The sequence below is a fragment of the Burkholderia sp. BDU5 genome (assembly GCF_001522845.1).
Classification (GTDB): Bacteria; Pseudomonadota; Gammaproteobacteria; order Burkholderiales; family Burkholderiaceae; genus Burkholderia; species Burkholderia mayonis.
The window spans coordinates 23,893-42,269 of the sequence record NZ_LOWC01000070.1; the positions used below are offsets into that span (position 1 = coordinate 23,893).

At 66.8% G+C, this 18,377-nt stretch carries 15 protein-coding genes and 1 pseudogene; 10 read left to right on the forward strand and 6 right to left on the reverse strand.

The window, feature by feature from the left end; translation table 11 throughout:
- Window positions 1–31 precede the first annotated feature (31 nt).
- Window positions 32–2,338 (reverse strand): DNA translocase FtsK, encoded by a 2,307-nt coding sequence (locus tag WS69_RS13115; RefSeq protein ID WP_059471198.1) that lies wholly within the window; start codon window positions 2,336–2,338, stop codon window positions 32–34.
- Between the two features lie 320 nt (window positions 2,339–2,658).
- Here WS69_RS13115 and trxB point away from each other — a divergent pair, with 320 nt between their 5' ends.
- From trxB to WS69_RS30960, 3 genes and pseudogenes are all read left to right on the forward strand, one after another.
- Window positions 2,659–3,621 carry a thioredoxin-disulfide reductase gene (trxB, locus tag WS69_RS13120; RefSeq protein WP_059471199.1) on the forward strand — a complete coding sequence of 321 codons (963 nt, stop codon included), beginning with the start codon at window positions 2,659–2,661 and terminating at the stop codon, window positions 3,619–3,621.
- A 149-nt stretch (window positions 3,622–3,770) separates the two neighbouring features.
- Window positions 3,771–4,514 carry a Smr/MutS family protein gene (locus tag WS69_RS13125; protein WP_059471200.1) on the forward strand — a complete coding sequence of 248 codons (744 nt, stop codon included), beginning with the start codon at window positions 3,771–3,773 and terminating at the stop codon, window positions 4,512–4,514.
- 19 nt (window positions 4,515–4,533) lie between these two features.
- Window positions 4,534–4,692 (forward strand): annotated as a pseudogene (locus WS69_RS30960) (TRIC cation channel family protein); the annotation flags it as partial.
- A gap of 187 nt (window positions 4,693–4,879) precedes the next feature.
- On the opposite strand, the gene WS69_RS13130 reads toward WS69_RS30960, so the two are convergent.
- From WS69_RS13130 to WS69_RS13145, 4 genes are all read right to left on the reverse strand, one after another.
- Window positions 4,880–5,998: an ABC transporter ATP-binding protein gene (locus tag WS69_RS13130; protein WP_059471201.1), complete on the reverse strand. Its 1,119-nt coding sequence runs from the start codon at window positions 5,996–5,998 to the stop codon at window positions 4,880–4,882.
- Between the two features lie 102 nt (window positions 5,999–6,100).
- Entirely contained in the window at window positions 6,101–6,958 is an 858-nt protein-coding gene (locus WS69_RS13135) for a carbohydrate ABC transporter permease (protein WP_059471202.1), read from the reverse strand.
- Complete coding sequence (locus tag WS69_RS13140; protein ID WP_059471203.1) at window positions 6,948–7,886, reverse strand: carbohydrate ABC transporter permease; 939 nt, start codon at window positions 7,884–7,886, stop codon at window positions 6,948–6,950. The genes WS69_RS13135 and WS69_RS13140 overlap by 11 nt, the downstream gene beginning before the upstream one ends.
- 155 nt (window positions 7,887–8,041) lie before the next feature.
- On the reverse strand, window positions 8,042–9,289 hold the full coding sequence (locus WS69_RS13145; RefSeq protein ID WP_059471204.1) for an ABC transporter substrate-binding protein: 1,248 nt from the start codon (window positions 9,287–9,289) through the stop codon (window positions 8,042–8,044).
- 455 nt (window positions 9,290–9,744) lie between these two features.
- Here WS69_RS13145 and zwf point away from each other — a divergent pair, with 455 nt between their 5' ends.
- The 7 genes from zwf to WS69_RS13180 all read left to right on the forward strand — a co-directional run bounded on the left by zwf (window position 9,745) and on the right by WS69_RS13180 (window position 17,694).
- Window positions 9,745–11,214, forward strand: coding sequence for a glucose-6-phosphate dehydrogenase (zwf, locus tag WS69_RS13150; protein ID WP_059471205.1), 1,470 nt, complete (start codon window positions 9,745–9,747; stop codon window positions 11,212–11,214).
- A 91-nt stretch (window positions 11,215–11,305) separates the two neighbouring features.
- Window positions 11,306–11,986: a 6-phosphogluconolactonase gene (gene pgl, locus WS69_RS13155; protein WP_059471206.1), complete on the forward strand. Its 681-nt coding sequence runs from the start codon at window positions 11,306–11,308 to the stop codon at window positions 11,984–11,986.
- Complete coding sequence (locus WS69_RS13160) at window positions 11,964–13,889, forward strand: bifunctional transcriptional regulator/glucokinase (RefSeq protein WP_059471207.1); 1,926 nt, start codon at window positions 11,964–11,966, stop codon at window positions 13,887–13,889. The genes pgl and WS69_RS13160 overlap by 23 nt, the downstream gene beginning before the upstream one ends.
- A gap of 376 nt (window positions 13,890–14,265) precedes the next feature.
- Window positions 14,266–15,066, forward strand: a complete 801-nt coding sequence (locus tag WS69_RS13165; RefSeq protein ID WP_059471208.1) for a transporter substrate-binding domain-containing protein — start codon at window positions 14,266–14,268, stop codon at window positions 15,064–15,066.
- A 73-nt stretch (window positions 15,067–15,139) separates the two neighbouring features.
- A complete protein-coding gene (locus tag WS69_RS13170) occupies window positions 15,140–15,799 on the forward strand; it encodes an amino acid ABC transporter permease (protein WP_059471209.1) in 660 nt (219 codons plus the stop codon).
- A gap of 66 nt (window positions 15,800–15,865) precedes the next feature.
- Window positions 15,866–16,591, forward strand: a complete 726-nt coding sequence (locus WS69_RS13175) for an amino acid ABC transporter ATP-binding protein (protein WP_059471210.1) — start codon at window positions 15,866–15,868, stop codon at window positions 16,589–16,591.
- Between the two features lie 83 nt (window positions 16,592–16,674).
- Window positions 16,675–17,694, forward strand: coding sequence for a D-cysteine desulfhydrase (locus WS69_RS13180; protein WP_059471211.1), 1,020 nt, complete (start codon window positions 16,675–16,677; stop codon window positions 17,692–17,694).
- Window positions 17,695–17,775: 81 nt separating this feature from the next.
- Here the strand turns inward: WS69_RS13180 and WS69_RS13185 are convergent, their stop codons facing one another.
- The gene (locus tag WS69_RS13185) at window positions 17,776–18,243 is read right to left on the reverse strand and encodes an Lrp/AsnC family transcriptional regulator (protein WP_059471212.1); all 468 of its coding nucleotides are present in this window, start codon (window positions 18,241–18,243) and stop codon (window positions 17,776–17,778) included.
- Between the last annotated feature and the right edge of the window lie 134 nt (window positions 18,244–18,377).

An 18,377-nucleotide genomic window follows, 5' to 3' on the forward strand; every position in this document is an offset into this window, starting at 1 on the left:
CGCGTCGTAGACCAACGGCGCCGGCGCGAATTCATTCGGCGTCGCGCGCGGGCACGAGGATTTCACGATTCCCGCTCGACGACATCGCCGACACGAGCCCGGACTGCTCCATCTGCTCGAGCAGCCGCGCCGCGCGGTTGTAGCCGATCCGCAAATGGCGCTGCACGAGCGAGATCGACGCGCGCCGGTTCTTGACGACGATCTCGACCGCCTGGTCGTACAGCGGATCAGACTCGCCGTTCGCGTCGCCCGTTCCCGCGCCCGAGCCTTCGTCGCCGTCGACCGTGCCGCCTTCGAGGAGGCCCTCGACGTAGTTCGGCTCGCCGTGCTCCTTCAGCTTCTCGACGACGCGGTGCACCTCGTCGTCCGACACGAACGCGCCGTGCACGCGCACGGGCAGCCCGCTGCCGGGCGGCAGGTACAGCATGTCGCCCTGGCCGAGCAGCGATTCGGCGCCCATCTGGTCGAGAATCGTGCGCGAGTCGATCTTCGACGACACCTGGAACGCGATCCGCGTCGGCACGTTCGCCTTGATGAGGCCCGTGATCACGTCGACGGACGGGCGCTGCGTCGCGAGGATCAGATGGATGCCCGCCGCGCGCGCCTTCTGCGCGATCCGCGCGATCAGCTCTTCGACCTTCTTGCCGACGACCATCATCAGGTCCGCGAGCTCGTCGATCACGACGACGATGTGCGGCAGGCGGCCGAGCGGCTCCGGATCGTCCGGCGTCAGGCTGAACGGATTCGGGATCTTCTCTTCCCGCTTCTTCGCGTCTTCGATTTTGTTGTTGTAGCCGGCGAGGTTGCGCACGCCGAGCTTGCTCATCAGCTTGTAGCGGCGCTCCATCTCGGCGACCGTCCAGTTGAGCGCATGGCCCGCCTGGCGCATGTCGGTGACGACCGGACACAGCAGATGCGGAATCCCTTCGTAGACGCTCATTTCGAGCATCTTCGGATCGATCAGGATCAGGCGCACCTGCTCGGCGCTCGCCTTGTAGAGGAGCGACAGGATCATCGCGTTGATCCCGACCGACTTGCCCGAGCCCGTCGTGCCGGCGACGAGCAGGTGCGGCATCTTCGCGAGATCCGCGCACACGGGCTTGCCGCCGATGTCCTTGCCGAGGCCGATCGTGAGCATCGACGGCGCGTCCGCGTAGACCTCGGAGCCGAGGATCTCGGACAGGCGCACGGTCTGGCGGCGCTGGTTCGGCAGTTCGAGCGCCATGTAGTTCTTGCCGGGGATCGTCTCGACGACGCGGATCGACACGAGCGACAGCGAGCGCGCGAGATCCTTCGACAGATTGACGATCTGGCTGCCCTTGACGCCCGTCGCGGGCTCGATCTCGTAGCGGGTGACGACGGGCCCCGGGTACGCGGCGACGACGCTCACCTCGACGCCGAAGTCCTTCAGCTTCTTCTCGATGAGGCGCGACGTGAACTCGAGCGTATCGGCGGAGATCGACTCCTGCGACGCGGGCGCGGGATCGAGCAGCGAAATCGCGGGCAGCGTCGAATCGCCCGGCAGATCGGTGAAGAGCGGCTGCTGGCGCTCCTTCTCGGCGCGCTCGGACTTCGCCGGCGTGACGACGGGCGGCACGATCGTGACGGGCTCGTGCTCCTCGATCCGCACGCGCTCCTCCTCGACCTTGCCTTCGCGCTTGACGGCCGCGGCCTCGCCGAGCTTGCGGTCGCGCTCGGCCTCGCGGCGCAGCTTCGCGAGCGTGAACGCGTTGATGATCGCGTCGCCGACGCGCTCGGCGACCGACAGCCACGAAAAGCGGAAATACAGCGACAACCCGATCGCGAGCGCGATCAGAAGCGCAAGCGTGCCGCCCGTGAAGCCGAACGCGTGCGACACGCCGCGCGCGACCGTCTCGCCGACGACGCCGCCCGGCGCGCGCGGCAGCTGCACTTTCAGCGACCACATCCTGAGCGCCTCGATGCCGTCGCTCGCGAGCAGCACGAGGACGAACGCGAAGCCTTCGGCGAGCCAGCCCGCCGGTTTCGCCGGCTCGTCGGGCAGCGCGTCGTGCCGGGTGATCCGGCGGTAGCTCGCGGCGACGCGCCGCCCGAGCAGCACGATGAGCCAATAGGTGGAGAGGCCGAAGAGCAGCAGCATGATGTCGGCCGTCCACGCGCCGACCCGCCCTGCCCAGTTTGCGATGTGGTCGACCTGTGCGGCGTGCGTCCAGCTCGGGTCGCGCCGGCTGTAGCTCAGGAGCGCCATCAGCAGGAACGCGAGCAGCGCGACCTGGAGGATCCAGCGGATCTCGGTCAGTAGGCGCGACATGCGATGCGGCAGCGCTTGGGCCTGAGCGGTGTAAGGTGCTTTTGCCATGAATCCGTCAAGAGGGGCGATGAGGCGGCCTGCGCGGCAGGGCCGCCGATCGTTCGATCCGATCTATTGTAAACGCTGCGCCGCCGCGCCAAGTGTAAATGACGGTAACGCCCGGCCGGTTCCCGCCGGGAATGTGCACGCGCTACCACAGGCGGTCGCGGCGCGACGCTATCGCGCCGATTGAAAAAGTCCATTCGGCGGCGCAGCAAGCAGGCCTTTATAATGCGAGCTTTGCACCCATCTGCGACGGTATCCCGCTCGCAACGTGCCGCCCGGCAGCGTCATCCGCCCGGCCGGCCGCATTTTTACGGATCCTGCACATGCCCACGCCCAAACACGCGAAAGTCCTGATTCTCGGTTCCGGCCCCGCCGGCTACACGGCGGCCGTCTACGCGGCCCGCGCGAACCTGTCGCCCCTCCTGATCACGGGCATCGCGCAAGGCGGCCAGCTGATGACGACGACCGACGTCGAAAACTGGCCGGCCGATCCGGACGGCGTGCAGGGCCCGGAGCTGATGCAGCGCTTCCTCGCGCACGCGGAGCGCTTCAACACCGAAATCGTGTTCGACCACATCCACACCGCGAAGCTGCATGAAAAGCCGATCCGCCTCATCGGCGACGCGGGCGAATACACGTGCGACGCGCTCGTCATCGCGACGGGCGCGTCCGCGCAGTACCTCGGCCTGTCGTCGGAAGAAGCGTTCATGGGCAAGGGCGTATCGGCCTGCGCGACCTGCGACGGCTTCTTCTACCGCGGCCAGAACGTCGCCGTCGTCGGCGGCGGCAATACGGCCGTCGAGGAAGCCCTCTACCTGACGGGCATCGCGAAGAAGGTCACGGTGATCCACCGCCGCGACAAGTTCCGTGCGGAGCCGATCCTCGTCGACCGTCTGCTCGAGAAGGAGAAGGAAGGCGTCGTCGAGATCAAATGGGACCACGTGCTCGACGAAGTGACGGGCGACGCTTCCGGCGTGACGGGCGTGCGCGTCAAGCACGCGAAGACGGGCGCGACCGAGGACGTCGCGGTGCAGGGCCTCTTCATCGCGATCGGCCACAAGCCGAACACCGACATCTTCAAGGGCCAGCTCGAGATGAAGGACGGCTACATCATCACGAACAGCGGCCTGTCGGGCAACGCGACGGGCACGAGCGTGCCGGGCGTGTTCGCGGCGGGCGACGTGCAGGACCACATCTACCGTCAGGCGATCACGAGCGCGGGCACGGGCTGCATGGCGGCGCTCGACGCGCAGCGCTATCTCGAAAGCCCGCACGACCGCAAGTAAGCGCGCCGCGCGGCGCTACAATGGCATCGCCGCGCGCCGCCTGCCGGGTCTGGAACACCGCAGCCGCTGTGCATCGCGCAGCGGCTTTTTCATGTCCGTCGGGCGAAACCGCAGCGTCGGCGCGCCCGCCCATCCGCATCCGATTCATCATGGCGAAAAACCAGCCTCATCCGAGCGACCCCGCGAAGCGGCAAGCCGCCGCACGGGCCGTCGAACCGACTCCCGCGCCCGCGAGCCCGCCTCCGCCGCCCGCCGCGCTGCGCGGCCAGGGCCTGGCCGGGCTCGGCGCGCTGCGTGCGACGCTCGCGGGCGAATCCGAGCGCCGCACGCGCGAAGCGGCGCAGGCGAAGCAGGCCGCCCGCCGGAACGCCGCGGATGCCGACCTGTTCCGCCGCGAGATCGGCGAGATCACGCCGCTCGCCGCGCCGTCGCGCGCCGAGAGCGGCCGCCCGCCGCCCGCGCCCGTGCCGAAGCACACGCAGCAAGACGAGGAAGCGGTGCTGTCCGAGACCTTGTCCGACGAATTCGATCCCGAGACGCTGCTCGACACCGACGAGACGCTTTACTACCACCGCCCCGGCGTGAGCCGCGATGTCGTGCGCAAGCTGAGAAGCGGCGCGTGGATCGTCCAGGCGCAACTCGACCTGCACGGAATGCGGCGCGACGAGGCGCGCGATGCGCTCGCCGAATTCATCCGCGAAGCGGGCAAGAAAGGCCTGCGCTGCCTGCGCGTGATCCATGGCAAGGGGCTCGGCTCAGCCGGCAAGGAGCCGGTGCTGAAAGGCAAGGTGCGCGCGTGGCTCGTGCAGAAGGACGAGGTGATCGCGTTCTGCCAGGCGCGCGGCCACGACGGCGGCGCGGGCGCGGTGCTCGTGCTGCTGCAGCCGGCGTAGAGCGGCGACCGGAGGCCGCGTGCCGCCCAGGCCCACGCTCGCGATCGCGGCCCTGGAGGCGATCGCGCCCCTCCCGTTCGCGATCTCGGGCTTCGTCGAGGCGCGCAAGAACCGGCTCGATTCGGTCGGCACGTTCGTCGTCGCGCTCGCGACCGCGTTCGGCGGGAGCACGAACAGGCGCTAGCCGCGCACGATGCACGGAACAAAAAGGGCGGCCCGTGCACGCACGGCCGCCCTTCTCTTCCCTGACTTCGCCCCGCGATCCCCCGAATCACCCGCGATCGACGTAGCGACGCACGACGCACGGCACACGACGAACGCTGCGCGCAAGCCGCGCCGCGTCGCCGAGCGCCGCCCGCGCCGGATCACGCGATCCGCGCTTCCGTCGACGGATCGAACAGCACCGCCTTCGACACGTCGAACAACAGCGACAGCTTCTGCTGCGGCTTCGGATCGGCGGCCGGGTGCACGCGGCTCACGATCCGCTTGCCGTTGACCTGCGCGAACACGTGCGTGTCCGGGCCGGTCGGCTCGGTCACGTCGACCGTCACGTCGACCGGCTGCAGCCGCGACGTCTCGCCGTTGTGCGCGCTCCTCGCATCGGTGATCCGCTCGGGCCGCAGCCCGAGGATCACGTCGCGGCCGACGTGGCCGTTCATCCGCTTCGCGTCGAACGGCAGGTTCAGCACGCCGCGCATCGCGCCCGTATCGAGCTCGATGCCGACGCCGCTCCCCTGCTCGACGAGCTTGCCGCTGATGAAGTTCATCGGCGGCGCGCCGATGAAGCCCGCGACGAACAGGTTCGACGGCGAATCGTAGATCTCCTGCGGCGCGCCGAACTGCTGGACGACGCCGTCCTTCATCACGGCGATCCGGTCGCCGAGCGTCATCGCCTCGATCTGGTCGTGCGTCACGTAGACGATCGTCGTGCCGAGGCGCTGGTGCAGCAGCTTGATCTCGGCGCGCATCTCGATGCGCAGCTTCGCGTCGAGGTTCGACAGCGGCTCGTCGAACAGGAACAGCGACGGATCGCGCGCGAGCGCGCGGCCCATCGCGACGCGCTGCCGCTGGCCGCCCGACAGCTGGCCCGGCTTGCGGTCGAGCAGGTGCTCGATTTGCAGCATCGCGGCGACGCGGTCGACGATCTGCTTCTGCTCGCTCTTCGCCACCTTGCGGATGTTGAGGCCGAACGAGATGTTCTCGCGCACCGTCATCGACGGATACAGCGCGTACGACTGGAACACCATCGCGATGTCGCGATCCTTCGGCGACAGGTCGTTGACGACCTTGTCGCCGATCCGGATCTCGCCCTTCGTCACGGTCTCGAGGCCCGCGATCATGTTGAGGAGCGTCGACTTCCCGCAGCCCGAACCGCCGACGAGAATCAGGAACTGGCCGTCCTCGATGTCGATGTCGACGCCCTTGAGGACGGGCACCCCGTTCGGGTAGGTCTTGTACACGTCACGGATGGAAAGGCTTGCCATGCTGTGAATCCTCTGTCTCAGTGCGGCGCGCGTGCGCCGCGTCGTGTCTCGTATCGTTGCGCCGCGCGCGGCGCCTGCATGTTCGCGTCGAGCGTCCCGACGTCACCCCTTGACCGCGCCCGCCGTCAGGCCGCGCACGAAGTAGCGGCCGGCGATCACGTAGACGAGGAGCGTCGGCAGCGCGGCGATGATCGCGCCCGCCATGTCGACGTTGTATTCCTTCACGCCCGTCGACGTGTTGACGAGGTTGTTCAGCGCGACCGTGATCGGCATCGAATCGACGCCCGAGAACACGATCCCGAACAGGAAGTCGTTCCAGATCTGCGTGAACTGCCAGATCAGGCACACCATGAAGATCGGCAGCGACACGGGCAGCAGGATCTTCGTGAAGATCGTGAAGAAGCCCGCGCCGTCGATGCGCGCCGCCTTCACGAGCTCGGCCGGCACGCTCACGTAGAAGTTGCGGAAGAACATCGTCGTGAACGCGATCCCGTACACGACGTGCACGAACACGAGGCCGGGAATCGTGTTGGCCATTCCGAAGAAGCCCTGCAGCCGCGCCATCGGCAGCAGGATCACCTGGAACGGGATGAAGCAGCCGACGAGCAGCATCGTGAAGAGCGCGTCCGCGCCGCGGAAGCGCCAGTGCGTGAGCACATAGCCGTTGAACGCGCCGATCAGCGACGAGATCAGCACGGCCGGAATCACCATCTTGATCGAATTGAAGAAGAACGGCTTCATCCCGTCGCAGCGCACGCCGGTGCACGCCTCGCTCCACGCCTTCACCCACGGCGAGAAAGTCCAGTTCGACGGCGGCGTCAGCAGGTTGCCGGTGCGCAGCTGGTCGAGGTCCTTGAACGACGTCGACAGCATCACGTAGATCGGAAACAGGAAGTACAACGCGAACAGGATCAGCGCCGCGTAAATGACTGCCCGGCTGATGGTCATCTTAGGCTGCATTGCGGGTGCTCCTCGATTCCAGATACATCAGCGGCACGAGCACCGCGACGACCGTCGCGAGCATCATCACCGACGACGCCGCGCCGACGCCGAGTTGCCCCCGATTGAACGAATACGTGTACATGAACATCGCGGGCAGCGACGACGACGTGCCCGGCCCGCCCGCCGTCAGCGCGACGACGAGGTCGAAGGTCTTGATCGTGATGTGGCAGAGGATCAGGAGCACCGAGAAAAACACGGGGCGCATGCTCGGAATCACGATCTTGCGGTAGATCGTGGGCAGCGTCGCGCCGTCGACCTGCGCCGCCTTGAAGATCTCGCTGTCGACGCCGCGCAGGCCGGCGAGGAAGAGCGCCATCACGAAGCCCGTCGACTGCCAGACGGCCGCGATCACGACGCAGAAGATCGCCTTGTCCGGATCGTCGAGCCAGCCGAACGAGAAACTCGTCCAGCCCCAGTCGTGCATCACCTTCTCGAGGCCGAGGCCCGGGTTCAGGACCCACTGCCACGCGGTGCCCGTGACGATGAACGACAGCGCCATCGGATACAGGAACACCGCGCGCAGCGCGCCTTCGTTGCGGATCTTCTGGTCGAGCAGGATCGCGAGAAAGAGACCGAGCACGACGCAGATCGCGATGAACGGAACGCCGAACCAGCCGAGGTTCGCGGCCGACGTCCACCAGACGTCGTTCTGGAACAGATCCGAATAGCGGCCGAAGCCGTCGAAGCCGTAGTTTGGCAACAGCCGGGAATTCGTCAGCGACAGATAGCCGGTGACGGCGATGAAGCCATAGATGAAAACCAAGGCGATCGCGATGCTGGGCGCGAGCACCAGTTTCGGAATCCAGCGGTCGGCGAACGCCGACAGCGGCGACGTGCGGTGCGCGGCAGCCGCGCTGGTTCCGTTTCCGCTAAGAGGGGCAGCCACGTGTTTCGACTCCTGGAACGAGGTCGCCTGCGCGTCGGCAAGAAGCCGGCGCGGGCGGCGGGTACGGCGCGGGCCGGCACGCGGCCCGTTTGCTGCGGTTGCAGCACGAAGCACCCGGCGCGACGATGCGTGAAACCGGGCGCCCGCGCCGTGCGTTACTTCACCTTCGCGGCTCGTGCGAGCGCGGCAACCGCGCTCTTCGAGTCCTGCTGCGAGTTCATGAACTTCGTCACGACGTCGGTGATCGCGCCCGCCGTCGCGTCGCCCTGCGCCATCCCATGCGCGAGCGACGGCACGTAGCCGCCCGACTTGATCGCCGTCTGTTCATCAGCGTAGGACTTCTTCGCGCAATCGTCGAACTTGTCCATCTTCACGCCGAGACGCACTGGGATCGAGCCCTTCAGCAAGCTGAACTGCTCCTGGAATGCGGGCGTCATGATCGTCTTCGCGAGCGCGATCTGGCCGGGCGTCGCCGCCTTCTGGCCCTTCTGCTGGAAGAACACGAACGAATCGACGTTGAACGTGTACGCATTCGCCGTGCCCGGCACCGCCGCGCAGATGTAGTCCTTGCCCGGCTTCTTGCCCGCCGCCTCGAACTCGCCCTTCGCCCAGTCGCCCATGAACTGCATGCCGGCGCGGCCGTTGATGACCATCGCGGTCGCAAGGTTCCAGTCGCGGCCGTTGCGGCCGGTGTCGAAGTAGCCCTGGATCTTGCGGACCGTGTTGAACACTTCCAGCATCTTGTCCGACGTGAGCGTCTTCTGGTCGAGATCGACGAGCGCCTTCTTGTAGAAGTCGGCGCCTTGCGACAGCACGACGTCTTCCCACAGCGTCAGGTCCTGCCACGGCTGACCGCCCATCGCGACCGGCTGGATGCCCGCCGCCTTCAGCTTGTCGGCGATCTGGAAGAATTCGGGCCACGTCGCGGGCGGCTTTGCGCCGATCTTGTCGAGCGCGGCCTTGTTGATGTAGAGCCAGTTGACGCGGTGCACCGAGAACGGCGCCGCGACGGTGTTGCCCTTGTATTTGATGATCTTGTCGATCTCGGGCGGCAGGTTCTGCTTCCAGTCGCCCGCGGCGGAATCGATGTTCACGAGCACGCCCTGATCCGCCCATTCCTGGATCAGCGGCCCCTTGATCTGCGCGGCCGACGGCGCGTCGCCGCTGATGACCTTCGTCTTCAGCGCGGTCATCGCCGCGGCGCCCGCGCCGCCCGCGACCGCGTAGTCCTTCCAGACGTAGCCCTGCTTCTGCAGGTCGTCCTTCAGTGCGCCGACCGCCTTCGATTCACCGCCCGACGTCCACCAGTGCAGCACCGTGACGTTCTCGGCTGCTTGCGCCGCTGCGGCGCCGAACAACAGGCCTGCGGCGCCGAGCGCGCCCATGATCGCGCGAATTTTCATCAGTTATCTCCTCCAGATTTGGATCGATTCGTCAGGCTTTCGACTGCGCGGATGCGTGAAAGCCGGCTTTGCTACGGAACGACACGGGAAATCGAGCCGCGAACGACGCATGATGCGTGCGGGCCGATGCCGGCCGCGGGCTCTTAGGAACTGAGTGACTCGAGATTCAACGACTGTCTCCTCTTTGGGCTATCCGGTTCCGCCGCCGCGCGGCTCGAACCCGGGGCAGCGACGCGCGCGAACATGCGCTTCATCAATGTCCGATAACATTTCCACGTGCGGCGCTCGCGCCGCACGGCCCGTCCGAAGATCGCGCCTCTTCATGCCGTGCGCTTCTTTTCTTCGTTCGGGTGCTACCCCTTGCGGCGGATTGTAGTTAAACTACAATTCAGTGTCAAAAATATTTTTATCGCACTACGGCCCGCGTCGCGGGCATCCCCAAACGGCGGAGACACATGCATACCGATTCGAGCTTCACCTTCGTTCTCTTCGGCGGCACCGGCGATCTGTCGATGCGCAAGATTCTCCCCGCGCTCTTCGAGGCGCACCGCGCGAACATGCTGTCGGAAGCCGGCAGGATCGTCGCCGTGGCCCGCCATGCGGCGGACCGCGACGGCTACCTGCAATGGGTCGACGAGCACGTGAAGCCGCACGCGGCGAAGGCGGTGGGCGGCGCGTTCGACGAATCCGTCTGGCAGGGCTTCCTCGAGCGCATCGTGTACGTGAAGCTCGACCTCGGCCGCGCGGAGGACTACGCGTTGCTGCGCGATGCGGTCGGCCGGCTGTCGGGCATCCGCGTGTTCTATCTGGCGACGGGCCCGTCGCTCTTCGTGCCGATCTGCAAGGCGCTCGCCGCCGCGGGCCTCAACGAAGGCGCGCGGATCGTGCTCGAGAAGCCGCTTGGCTACGACCTGCGCTCGTCGAACGCGATCAACGACGCAGTCGGCGAGATCTTCGCCGAAGATCAGATCTATCGGATCGACCACTACCTCGGGAAGGAGCCGGTGCAGAACCTGCTCGCGCTGCGCTTCGGCAATGCGCTCTTCGAGCCGCTGTGGCGCCGCGAATGGGTCGAGAGCATCCAGATCACGATCGCCGAGGAGCTCGGCGTCGAAGCCCGCGGCGATTTCTACGACAATACCGGCGCGCTGCGCGACATGGTGCAAAACCACTTGCTGCAGCTTCTGTCGATCGTCGCGATGGAGCCGCCGCACTCGATGGATTCCGATTCGGTCCGCGACGAGAAGCTGCGCGTGTTGCGCGCGCTGAAGCCCGTCGATCCGCGCGACATCGGCAAGGTCGCCGTGCGCGGCCAGTACCACGCGGGCGTGATCAAGGGCGCGCAGGTGCCCGCCTACGCGACCGAGTCCGGCGTGAAGTCCGACAGCCAGACCGAGACGTTCGTCGCGCTGAAGGTCGAGATCGAGAACTGGCGCTGGGCCGGCGTGCCGTTCTTCCTGCGCACCGGCAAGCGGCTCGCCGACCGCGTCGCGGAGATCGTCGTCAACTTCCGTCCGGTGCCGCACTCGGCGCTCGGGCCCACTGCGCTGCGCGCGGGCGCGAACCGCCTCGTGATCCGGCTGCAGCCGAACGAGTCGATTCGTCTGTACTGCCTCGCGAAGCAGCCGGGCGAAGGGATGAATCTCGCGAGCGTGCACCTCGACCTCGCGTTCGACCAGTTCTTCAAGGAAGGCCAGATGGAGGCGTATCAGCGCCTGCTGCTCGACGTGATCAACGGCCGCCTCGCGCTCTTCGTCCGTCGTGACGAACAGGAAGCCGCATGGCGCTGGGTCGAGCCGATCCTGAACGAATGGGCGCGCTCGGCGAAGCCGCCGAAGCCGTACGCGGCCGGCACCTGGGGCCCCGCCGCCGCGAGCGCGATGCTCGCGCAGCACGGCACCTGCTGGCTCGAAGAAGAAAACTGATGCAAAGCGGCGCGCGTGCGGTTTCGCATGCGAGCCGCTCGATGGTTCCCACTGAATTCATTCAATTCAATAAAGGCAGTCTGGAGGAGAAGTGATCGAGGTTCACGCTTTCGAAAGCCCGCGCGCGCAATCCGAAGCGCTCGCGCAAGCGGTCGGCGAAGCGCTCGCGGCAGCGCTCGCGCAGCGCGCGCGCGCAACGCTCGCAGTGTCGGGCGGCACGAGCCCGCGGCCGTTCCTGCAAACGCTGTCGAGCGCCGCGCTCGACTGGCCGCGGATCGACGTGACGCTCGTCGACGACCGCTGGGTCCCCGATACCGACAACGCAAGCAACGCGAAGCTCGTACACGAAACGCTGCTGCGAAACGCGGCCGCGCACGCGCGCTTCGCGCCGCTCGTCGACCTGCGCGAGTCGCCCGACACGCAGGTCGCCGCGCTCAATCAGAGCCCCGCGCATCCGCTGCCCGACGTCGCCGTGCTCGGCATGGGCGAGGACGGCCACACCGCATCGATCTTCGCGGACGCGCCCGAATGGGATCACGCGATCGCGACGACCGAGCGCTTCGTCGCCGTCCATCCGGGCGCCGCGCCGCATGCGCGCGTGAGCCTGTCGCTCGACGCGCTGAAGCGCATCGACCGCCTGTTCCTGCTGATTGCGGGAAGCCGCAAGCGCGAGGTGCTCGAGGCGGCCGCCGCCGCGCCGCAGAAGAACGCGATTTCGCAACTCGCCAACGACAAGGGGACGAAGCTCGATGTCTACTGGTGCGCAAACTAACGTCGCCGCGGCGAGCCAGCACGCCGACGGGCCGCGCCTATTGGCCGACGTCGGCGGCACGAACGCGCGCTTCGCGCTCGAGACGGGCCCGGGCGAGATCACGCAGATCCGCGTGTACCCGGGCGCCGACTATCCGACGCTCACCGACGCGATCCGCAAGTATCTGAAGGACGTGAAGATCGGCCGCGTGAACCACGCGGCGATCGCGATCGCGAATCCCGTCGACGGCGATCAGGTCCGGATGACGAATCACAACTGGAGCTTCTCGATCGAAGCGACGCGCCGCGCGCTCGGCTTCGACACGCTCCTCGTCGTCAACGATTTCACCGCGCTCGCGATGGCGCTGCCGGGCCTCACCGACGCGCAGCGCGTGCAGATCGGCGGCGGCGCGCGCCGGCAAAACAGCGTGATCGGCCTGATGGGACCGGGCACGGGGCTCGGCGTGTCGGGCCTCATCCCGGCCGACGATCGCTGGATCGCGCTCGGCAGCGAAGGCGGCCACGCGACGTTCGCGCCGATGGACGAACGCGAGGATCTCGTGTTGCAGTACGCGCGCCGCAAGTATCCGCACGTGTCGTTCGAGCGCGTGTGCGCGGGCCCGGGCATGGAGATCATCTATCGCGCGCTCGCCGCGCGCGACAAGAAGCGGGCCGCCGCGAACGTCGACACGGCCGACATCGTCGAGCGCGCGCACGCGGGCGATGCGCTCGCGCTCGAGGCGGTCAAGTGCTTCTGCGGAATTCTCGGCACGTTCGCGGGCAACCTCGCGGTGACGCTCGGCGCGCTGGGCGGCATCTACATCGGCGGCGGCGTCGTGCCGAAGCTGGGCGAGCTGTTCATGCGCTCGCCGTTTCGCGCGCGCTTCGAGGCGAAGGGCCGCTTCGAGACCTATCTCGCGAACATCCCGACCTACCTCATCACCGCCGAGTATCCGGCGTTCCTCGGCGTGTCGGCGATCCTCGCCGAGCAGTTGTCGAACCGCACGGGCGGCGCGTCGTCGGCCGTGTTCGAGCGGATCCGGCAGATGCGCGATGCGCTGACGCCCGCCGAACGCCGCGTCGCCGATCTCGCGCTCAACCATCCGCGCTCGATCATCAACGATCCGATCGTCGACATCGCGCGCAAGGCCGACGTGAGCCAGCCGACCGTCATCCGCTTCTGCCGCTCGCTCGGCTGCCAGGGGCTGTCGGATTTCAAGCTGAAGCTCGCGACAGGCCTGACGGGCACGATTCCGATGAGCCACAGCCAGGTGCATCTCGGCGACACCGCCACCGACTTCGGCGCGAAGGTGCTCGACAACACGGTATCGGCGATTCTCCAGTTGCGCGAGCATCTGAACTTCGAGCACGTCGAGCAGGCGATCGACATCCTCAACAACGCGCGGCGCATCGAGTTCTACGGGCTCGGCAATTCGAACATCGTCGCGCAGGACGCGCACTACAAGTTCTTCCGCTTCGGAATCCCGACGATCGCGTACGGCGACCTGTACATGCAGGCGGCGTCCGCGGCGCTCCTCGGCAAGGGCGACGTGATCGTCGCTGTGTCGAAGTCGGGCCGCGCGCCGGAGCTGTTGCGCGTACTCGACGTCGCGATGCAGGCGGGCGCGAAGGTGATCGCGATCACGTCGAGCAACACGCCGCTCGCGAAGCGCGCGACGGTCGCGCTCGAGACCGATCACATCGAGATGCGCGAGTCGCAGTTGTCGATGATCTCGCGAATCCTGCATCTCGTGATGATCGACATCCTCGCGGTCGGCGTCGCGATCCGCCGCGCCGCGCCGAACGCGGAACTCGCGGAGGCGATGGCGCGCGCGAAGGTGCGCGCGGGCACGAGTGCGGACGACGAAGCCGCCGACGTGCTCGACTGGCTGAGCCACGGCGCGGCGCCTGCGGCAAAAGACTGACGCGAGCCGCGAGCCGCGAATCGCAGTGAACCGGAGCCTGGGGGCTCCGGTTTTTTTGTGCGGCCGCATTGCGTGGGACCGGCACGCGGGCAAATCCTTCGACCCGTCGCACCTGGTTGCACCCACAGCAGATTGTTTGCGCAACCTTCCAAAGCACTAGAAAAACTTTCCACGCGGCGGCCAAAGTCCGCACTTCTTTGGAAACATTTTCCATTTTGACAAAATTAAGCTTACCTTCAATCGACTCGCTTTCGTAGCCGCCGGACGACGCCCCGCCCCGCACATCCCGCATGAATCCGCGCGGTGCCGGGATCGCCGCCGAAGCGACGACGCAGCCGCGAAATCACCCGATCAGTTTTTATCAACGGAGATCAAGATGAAGGCATTCAAACCGATGTTCACGTCAGCAGTCGCCGCCGCGCTCGTGGGCATCGCGACCGCCTCCGCGCACGCGGCCGACCTGCTCGACAGCGTCAAGCAAGCCGGCGTGCTCAAGATCGCGCTCGAAGGCACGTACCCGCCGTTCGATTACCGCAACAGCGACGGCCAGCTCGAAGGATTCGACGTCGACGTGGCGAAGGCCGTCGCCGCGCGGCTCGGCGTGAAGCCTCAATTCATCACGACCGAATGGAGCGGGATCCTCGCCGGCCTGCAAGCGGGAAAGTTCGACGTGATCGTCAACCAGGTTGGGATCACGCCGGCGCGCAAGCAGGCGCTCGACTTCAGCCAGCCGTACGTGTACTCGAGCGTGCAGCTGCTGCAGCGTGAAAACGATTCGCGCGCGTTCAAGTCGCTGAACGACCTGAAGGGCCTCAAGGCGGGTGTCGTGCTGGGCAGCAACTATGCGGATCTCGTGAAGACGGTGCCCGAGGTCGGCCTGCGAACCTATCCCGGCGATGCGGAGATGCTGAGCGATCTCGCAACGGGCCGGATCGACGCGGCCGTGAATGACCACCTGATGCTTTCGTACCTGATCAAGCGCTCGCACCTGCCGCTGCGCACGGGCAACATGATTCCCGGCGCCGACACGCAAATGGGCATTCCGTTCCGCAAGGGTAATCCGAAGTTCGCGAAGGCGATCGACGACGCGCTCGCGGCGATGCGCCAGGACGGCACGCTGAAAAAGATCTCGATGCAGTGGTTCGGCTCCGACACGACAACCCCCAACGTACGTTGACCGCAACTGCCCGTGCGCGCGTCGGCCCGCATTGCGCCGCCGGCGCGCCCGGCAACGATCTGGAGACAAGTTCATGGAAGCGTTCAATCTGATCGTTCACAGCCTTCCCATCCTGGCGATAGGCGCGGTGCTCACGATCAAATTCGCGGTCGCGTCGATGATGCTGGGCTTGATCGTCGGCCTTCTCGTCGCGATCGTGCGCATCGGCAACAACAAGCCCCTGTCCGCGATCGCTCAGGGTTACGTCAGCGTGATGCGCGGCACGCCGCTCCTCGTGCAAATGTTCGTCGTCTACTACGGACTGCCCAGCATCGGCATCTCGCTCGATCCGACCTCCGCTGGCATCCTCACACTCACGCTCAACGCGGGCGCGTACCTGTCGGAAAGCATGCGCGGCGCGATCCTCGGCATCGGCCGCGGCCAGTGGGCCGCATCGCACAGTCTCGGCTTCACGCACGTGCAAACACTGCGCCATGTGATCTGCCCGCAGGCGCTGCGTCTCGCAGTGCCGAGCCTCGGCAACACGCTGATCAGCCTCATCAAGGACACGTCGCTCGTCTCCGTCATCACCGTCACGGAGCTGCTGCGCTCGACGCAGGAAGTGATCGCGTCGACGTTCCAGCCGCTGCCGCTGTATCTCGCCGCCGCTGCGATCTACTGGGTGCTGAGCACGCTGCTCGCGCGACTGCAGGGCCGCATCGAAACGCGCTGCGCGCTGCCGTCGACGCACTGATCCCCGCGCGCCGGCCGTCCGGCTCCCGGACGGCCGCGCGTCCCGCCACTCACGAAGCACCCCGACATGATTACTCTCGACAACGTATCGAAGTGGTACGACAAGCATCAGGTCCTCACCGATTGCAGCGCGGCGGTCTCGAAAGGCGAAGTGGTCGTCGTCTGCGGCCCGTCCGGCTCCGGCAAGTCGACACTCATCAAGACGATCAACGGCCTCGAGCCGTTCCAGAAAGGCAGCATCACCGTCGACGGCGCGCGGCTCGACGATCCGTCGGTCAAGCTCGCGCAACTGCGTGCGCGCGTCGGCATGGTGTTCCAGCATTTCGAACTGTTCCCGCACCTGTCCGTTCTCGACAACCTCACGCTCGCGCAGATCAAGGTTCTGCGCCGCGCGAGGGACGACGCGCACGACACCGGGCTGCGCCTGCTCGACCGCGTCGGGCTGAAAGCGCATGCGCGGAAATTCCCCGGCCAATTGTCGGGCGGCCAGCAGCAGCGCGTCGCGATCGCGCGTGCGCTGTCGATGAATCCCGTCGCGATGCTGTTCGACGAACCGACGTCCGCGCTCGATCCGGAGATGATCAACGAAGTGCTCGACGTGATGGTCGAGCTCGCTCGCGAAGGGATGACGATGGTCTGCGTCACGCACGAGATGGGCTTTGCGCGCAAGGTCGCGCATCGCGTGCTGTTCATGGATCGCGGCGTGATCGTCGAAGACGCGGCGAGCGACGCGTTCTTCGATGCGCCGCGCTCCGAGCGCGCACGCGACTTCCTCGACAAGATCCTGCACTGACCCGCGCCGCATGCCGCCGCCGGCCGCGACACGTCGACCCGACACTTCGACTCGATATCCTCCACCCGACACCTCGACCCGGCATGAACACGACGACGCCTCTTTCAACCCGACTGAGCGCCTTTGCGCGCCTGAACCTGATCGACGCGGCGACGCCGCTGCAACGGCTGCCGCGCCTGTCGGCGCACGTCGGCCGCGACGTCTACGTGAAGCGCGACGATTTCACGCCGCTCGCGATGGGCGGCAACAAGCTGCGCAAGCTCGAGTTTCTCGCCGCGGACGCGATCCGTGAGAAGGCGGACGTGCTCGTGACCGCGGGCGCGATCCAGTCGAATCACGTCCGGCAGACCGCGGCGCTCGCCGCGCAGCTCGGCCTCGATTGCGTCGCGCTGCTCGAGAACCCGATCGGCACCGCACGCGACGATTATCTGCGGAGCGGCAACCGGCTGCTGCTCGATCTGTTCCGCGTGCGCGCGCACGAAGTCGGCAGCCTCGACGACGCGGACCGGCAGCTCGAAGCGGCCGCGCAGCAGCTGCGCGACGAAGGACGCCGTCCGTACGTGATTCCGATCGGAGGATCGAATGCGCTCGGCGCACTCGGCTACGTGCGCGCGGGTCTCGAGCTCACGCAGCAGATCCGCGCGGGGGGACTCGACTTCTCGGCCGTCGTGCTCGCGTCCGGCAGCGCGGGCACGCATGCGGGTCTCGCGTTCGCGCTCTCGCACGCATTGCCGTCGCTGCCCGTGATCGGAGTCACCGTGTCGCGCACCGATGCGGCGCAGCGTCCGAAGGTGCAGCAACTGCTCGACCGGACGAGCGAGCTGCTCGACATCTCGACGCCGGCCGACACGCGCATCGATCTGTGGGACGACTACTTCGCGCCGCGCTACGGCGAGCCCAATCGCGCGGGCATCGAAGCAGTCCGGCTGCTCGCGCGGACCGAGGGGCTGCTGCTCGATCCCGTGTACACGGGCAAGGCGATGGCGGGCCTGCTCGACGGCATCGCGCGCGGCCGCTTCGAACGAAACGGCCCGGTGCTGTTCCTGCACACGGGCGGCGCGCCCGCGCTGTTCGCGTATCGCGACGCGTGCGGCACGGATTGATTCGCGAACTCGCGCGCACGTCGCGATCGCGAATCTTGCGCGGCCCGCCGGCGATCGTCGTCGGCAGGCCGCGCGCCCGCGTCACTCGGTCGCGACGTAATCGAGCGGCAGCGCGGTCGTGCGCTTGATGACCTCCATCGCGAACGCGGAGCTCACGTCCATCAGCTCGACGCTCTTGATGAGCCGCTTGTAGACGCTGTCGTAGCCGGCGATGTCGGGCACGACGACCTTCAACAGGTAATCGACGTCGCCGCTCATCCGATAGATTTCGATGATCTCCGGAATCGCGCGGACGGCCTCGATGAAGCGCATCGTCCACGCGTCGCCGTGCTGGTTCGAGCGCACCGTCACGAACGCGGTGAGCCCGAGATTCAGCTTCGCCGGATCGCAGAGCACGACCTGCCGGCAGATCACGCCGTCTTCACGCAGTTTCTGCAGCCGGCGCCAGCACGGCGTCGGCGACAGGTTCACCGCCTTCGCGAGGTCGTTCAGGCCGATCGTCGCGTCCTGTTGCAGCAACGTGAGCATCTGAGTATCGCGTTTGTCCATATCTCCACCGGATTAGAAAATTTTTCCAATCTTATCCGGATGCGCGCGAATCTTTAAAAACAATTTCCGATCTCGCGCAATTAACATGACTTCACGAACTGCCACGCCGCGACACGCGACGCCGCTCGATTCAC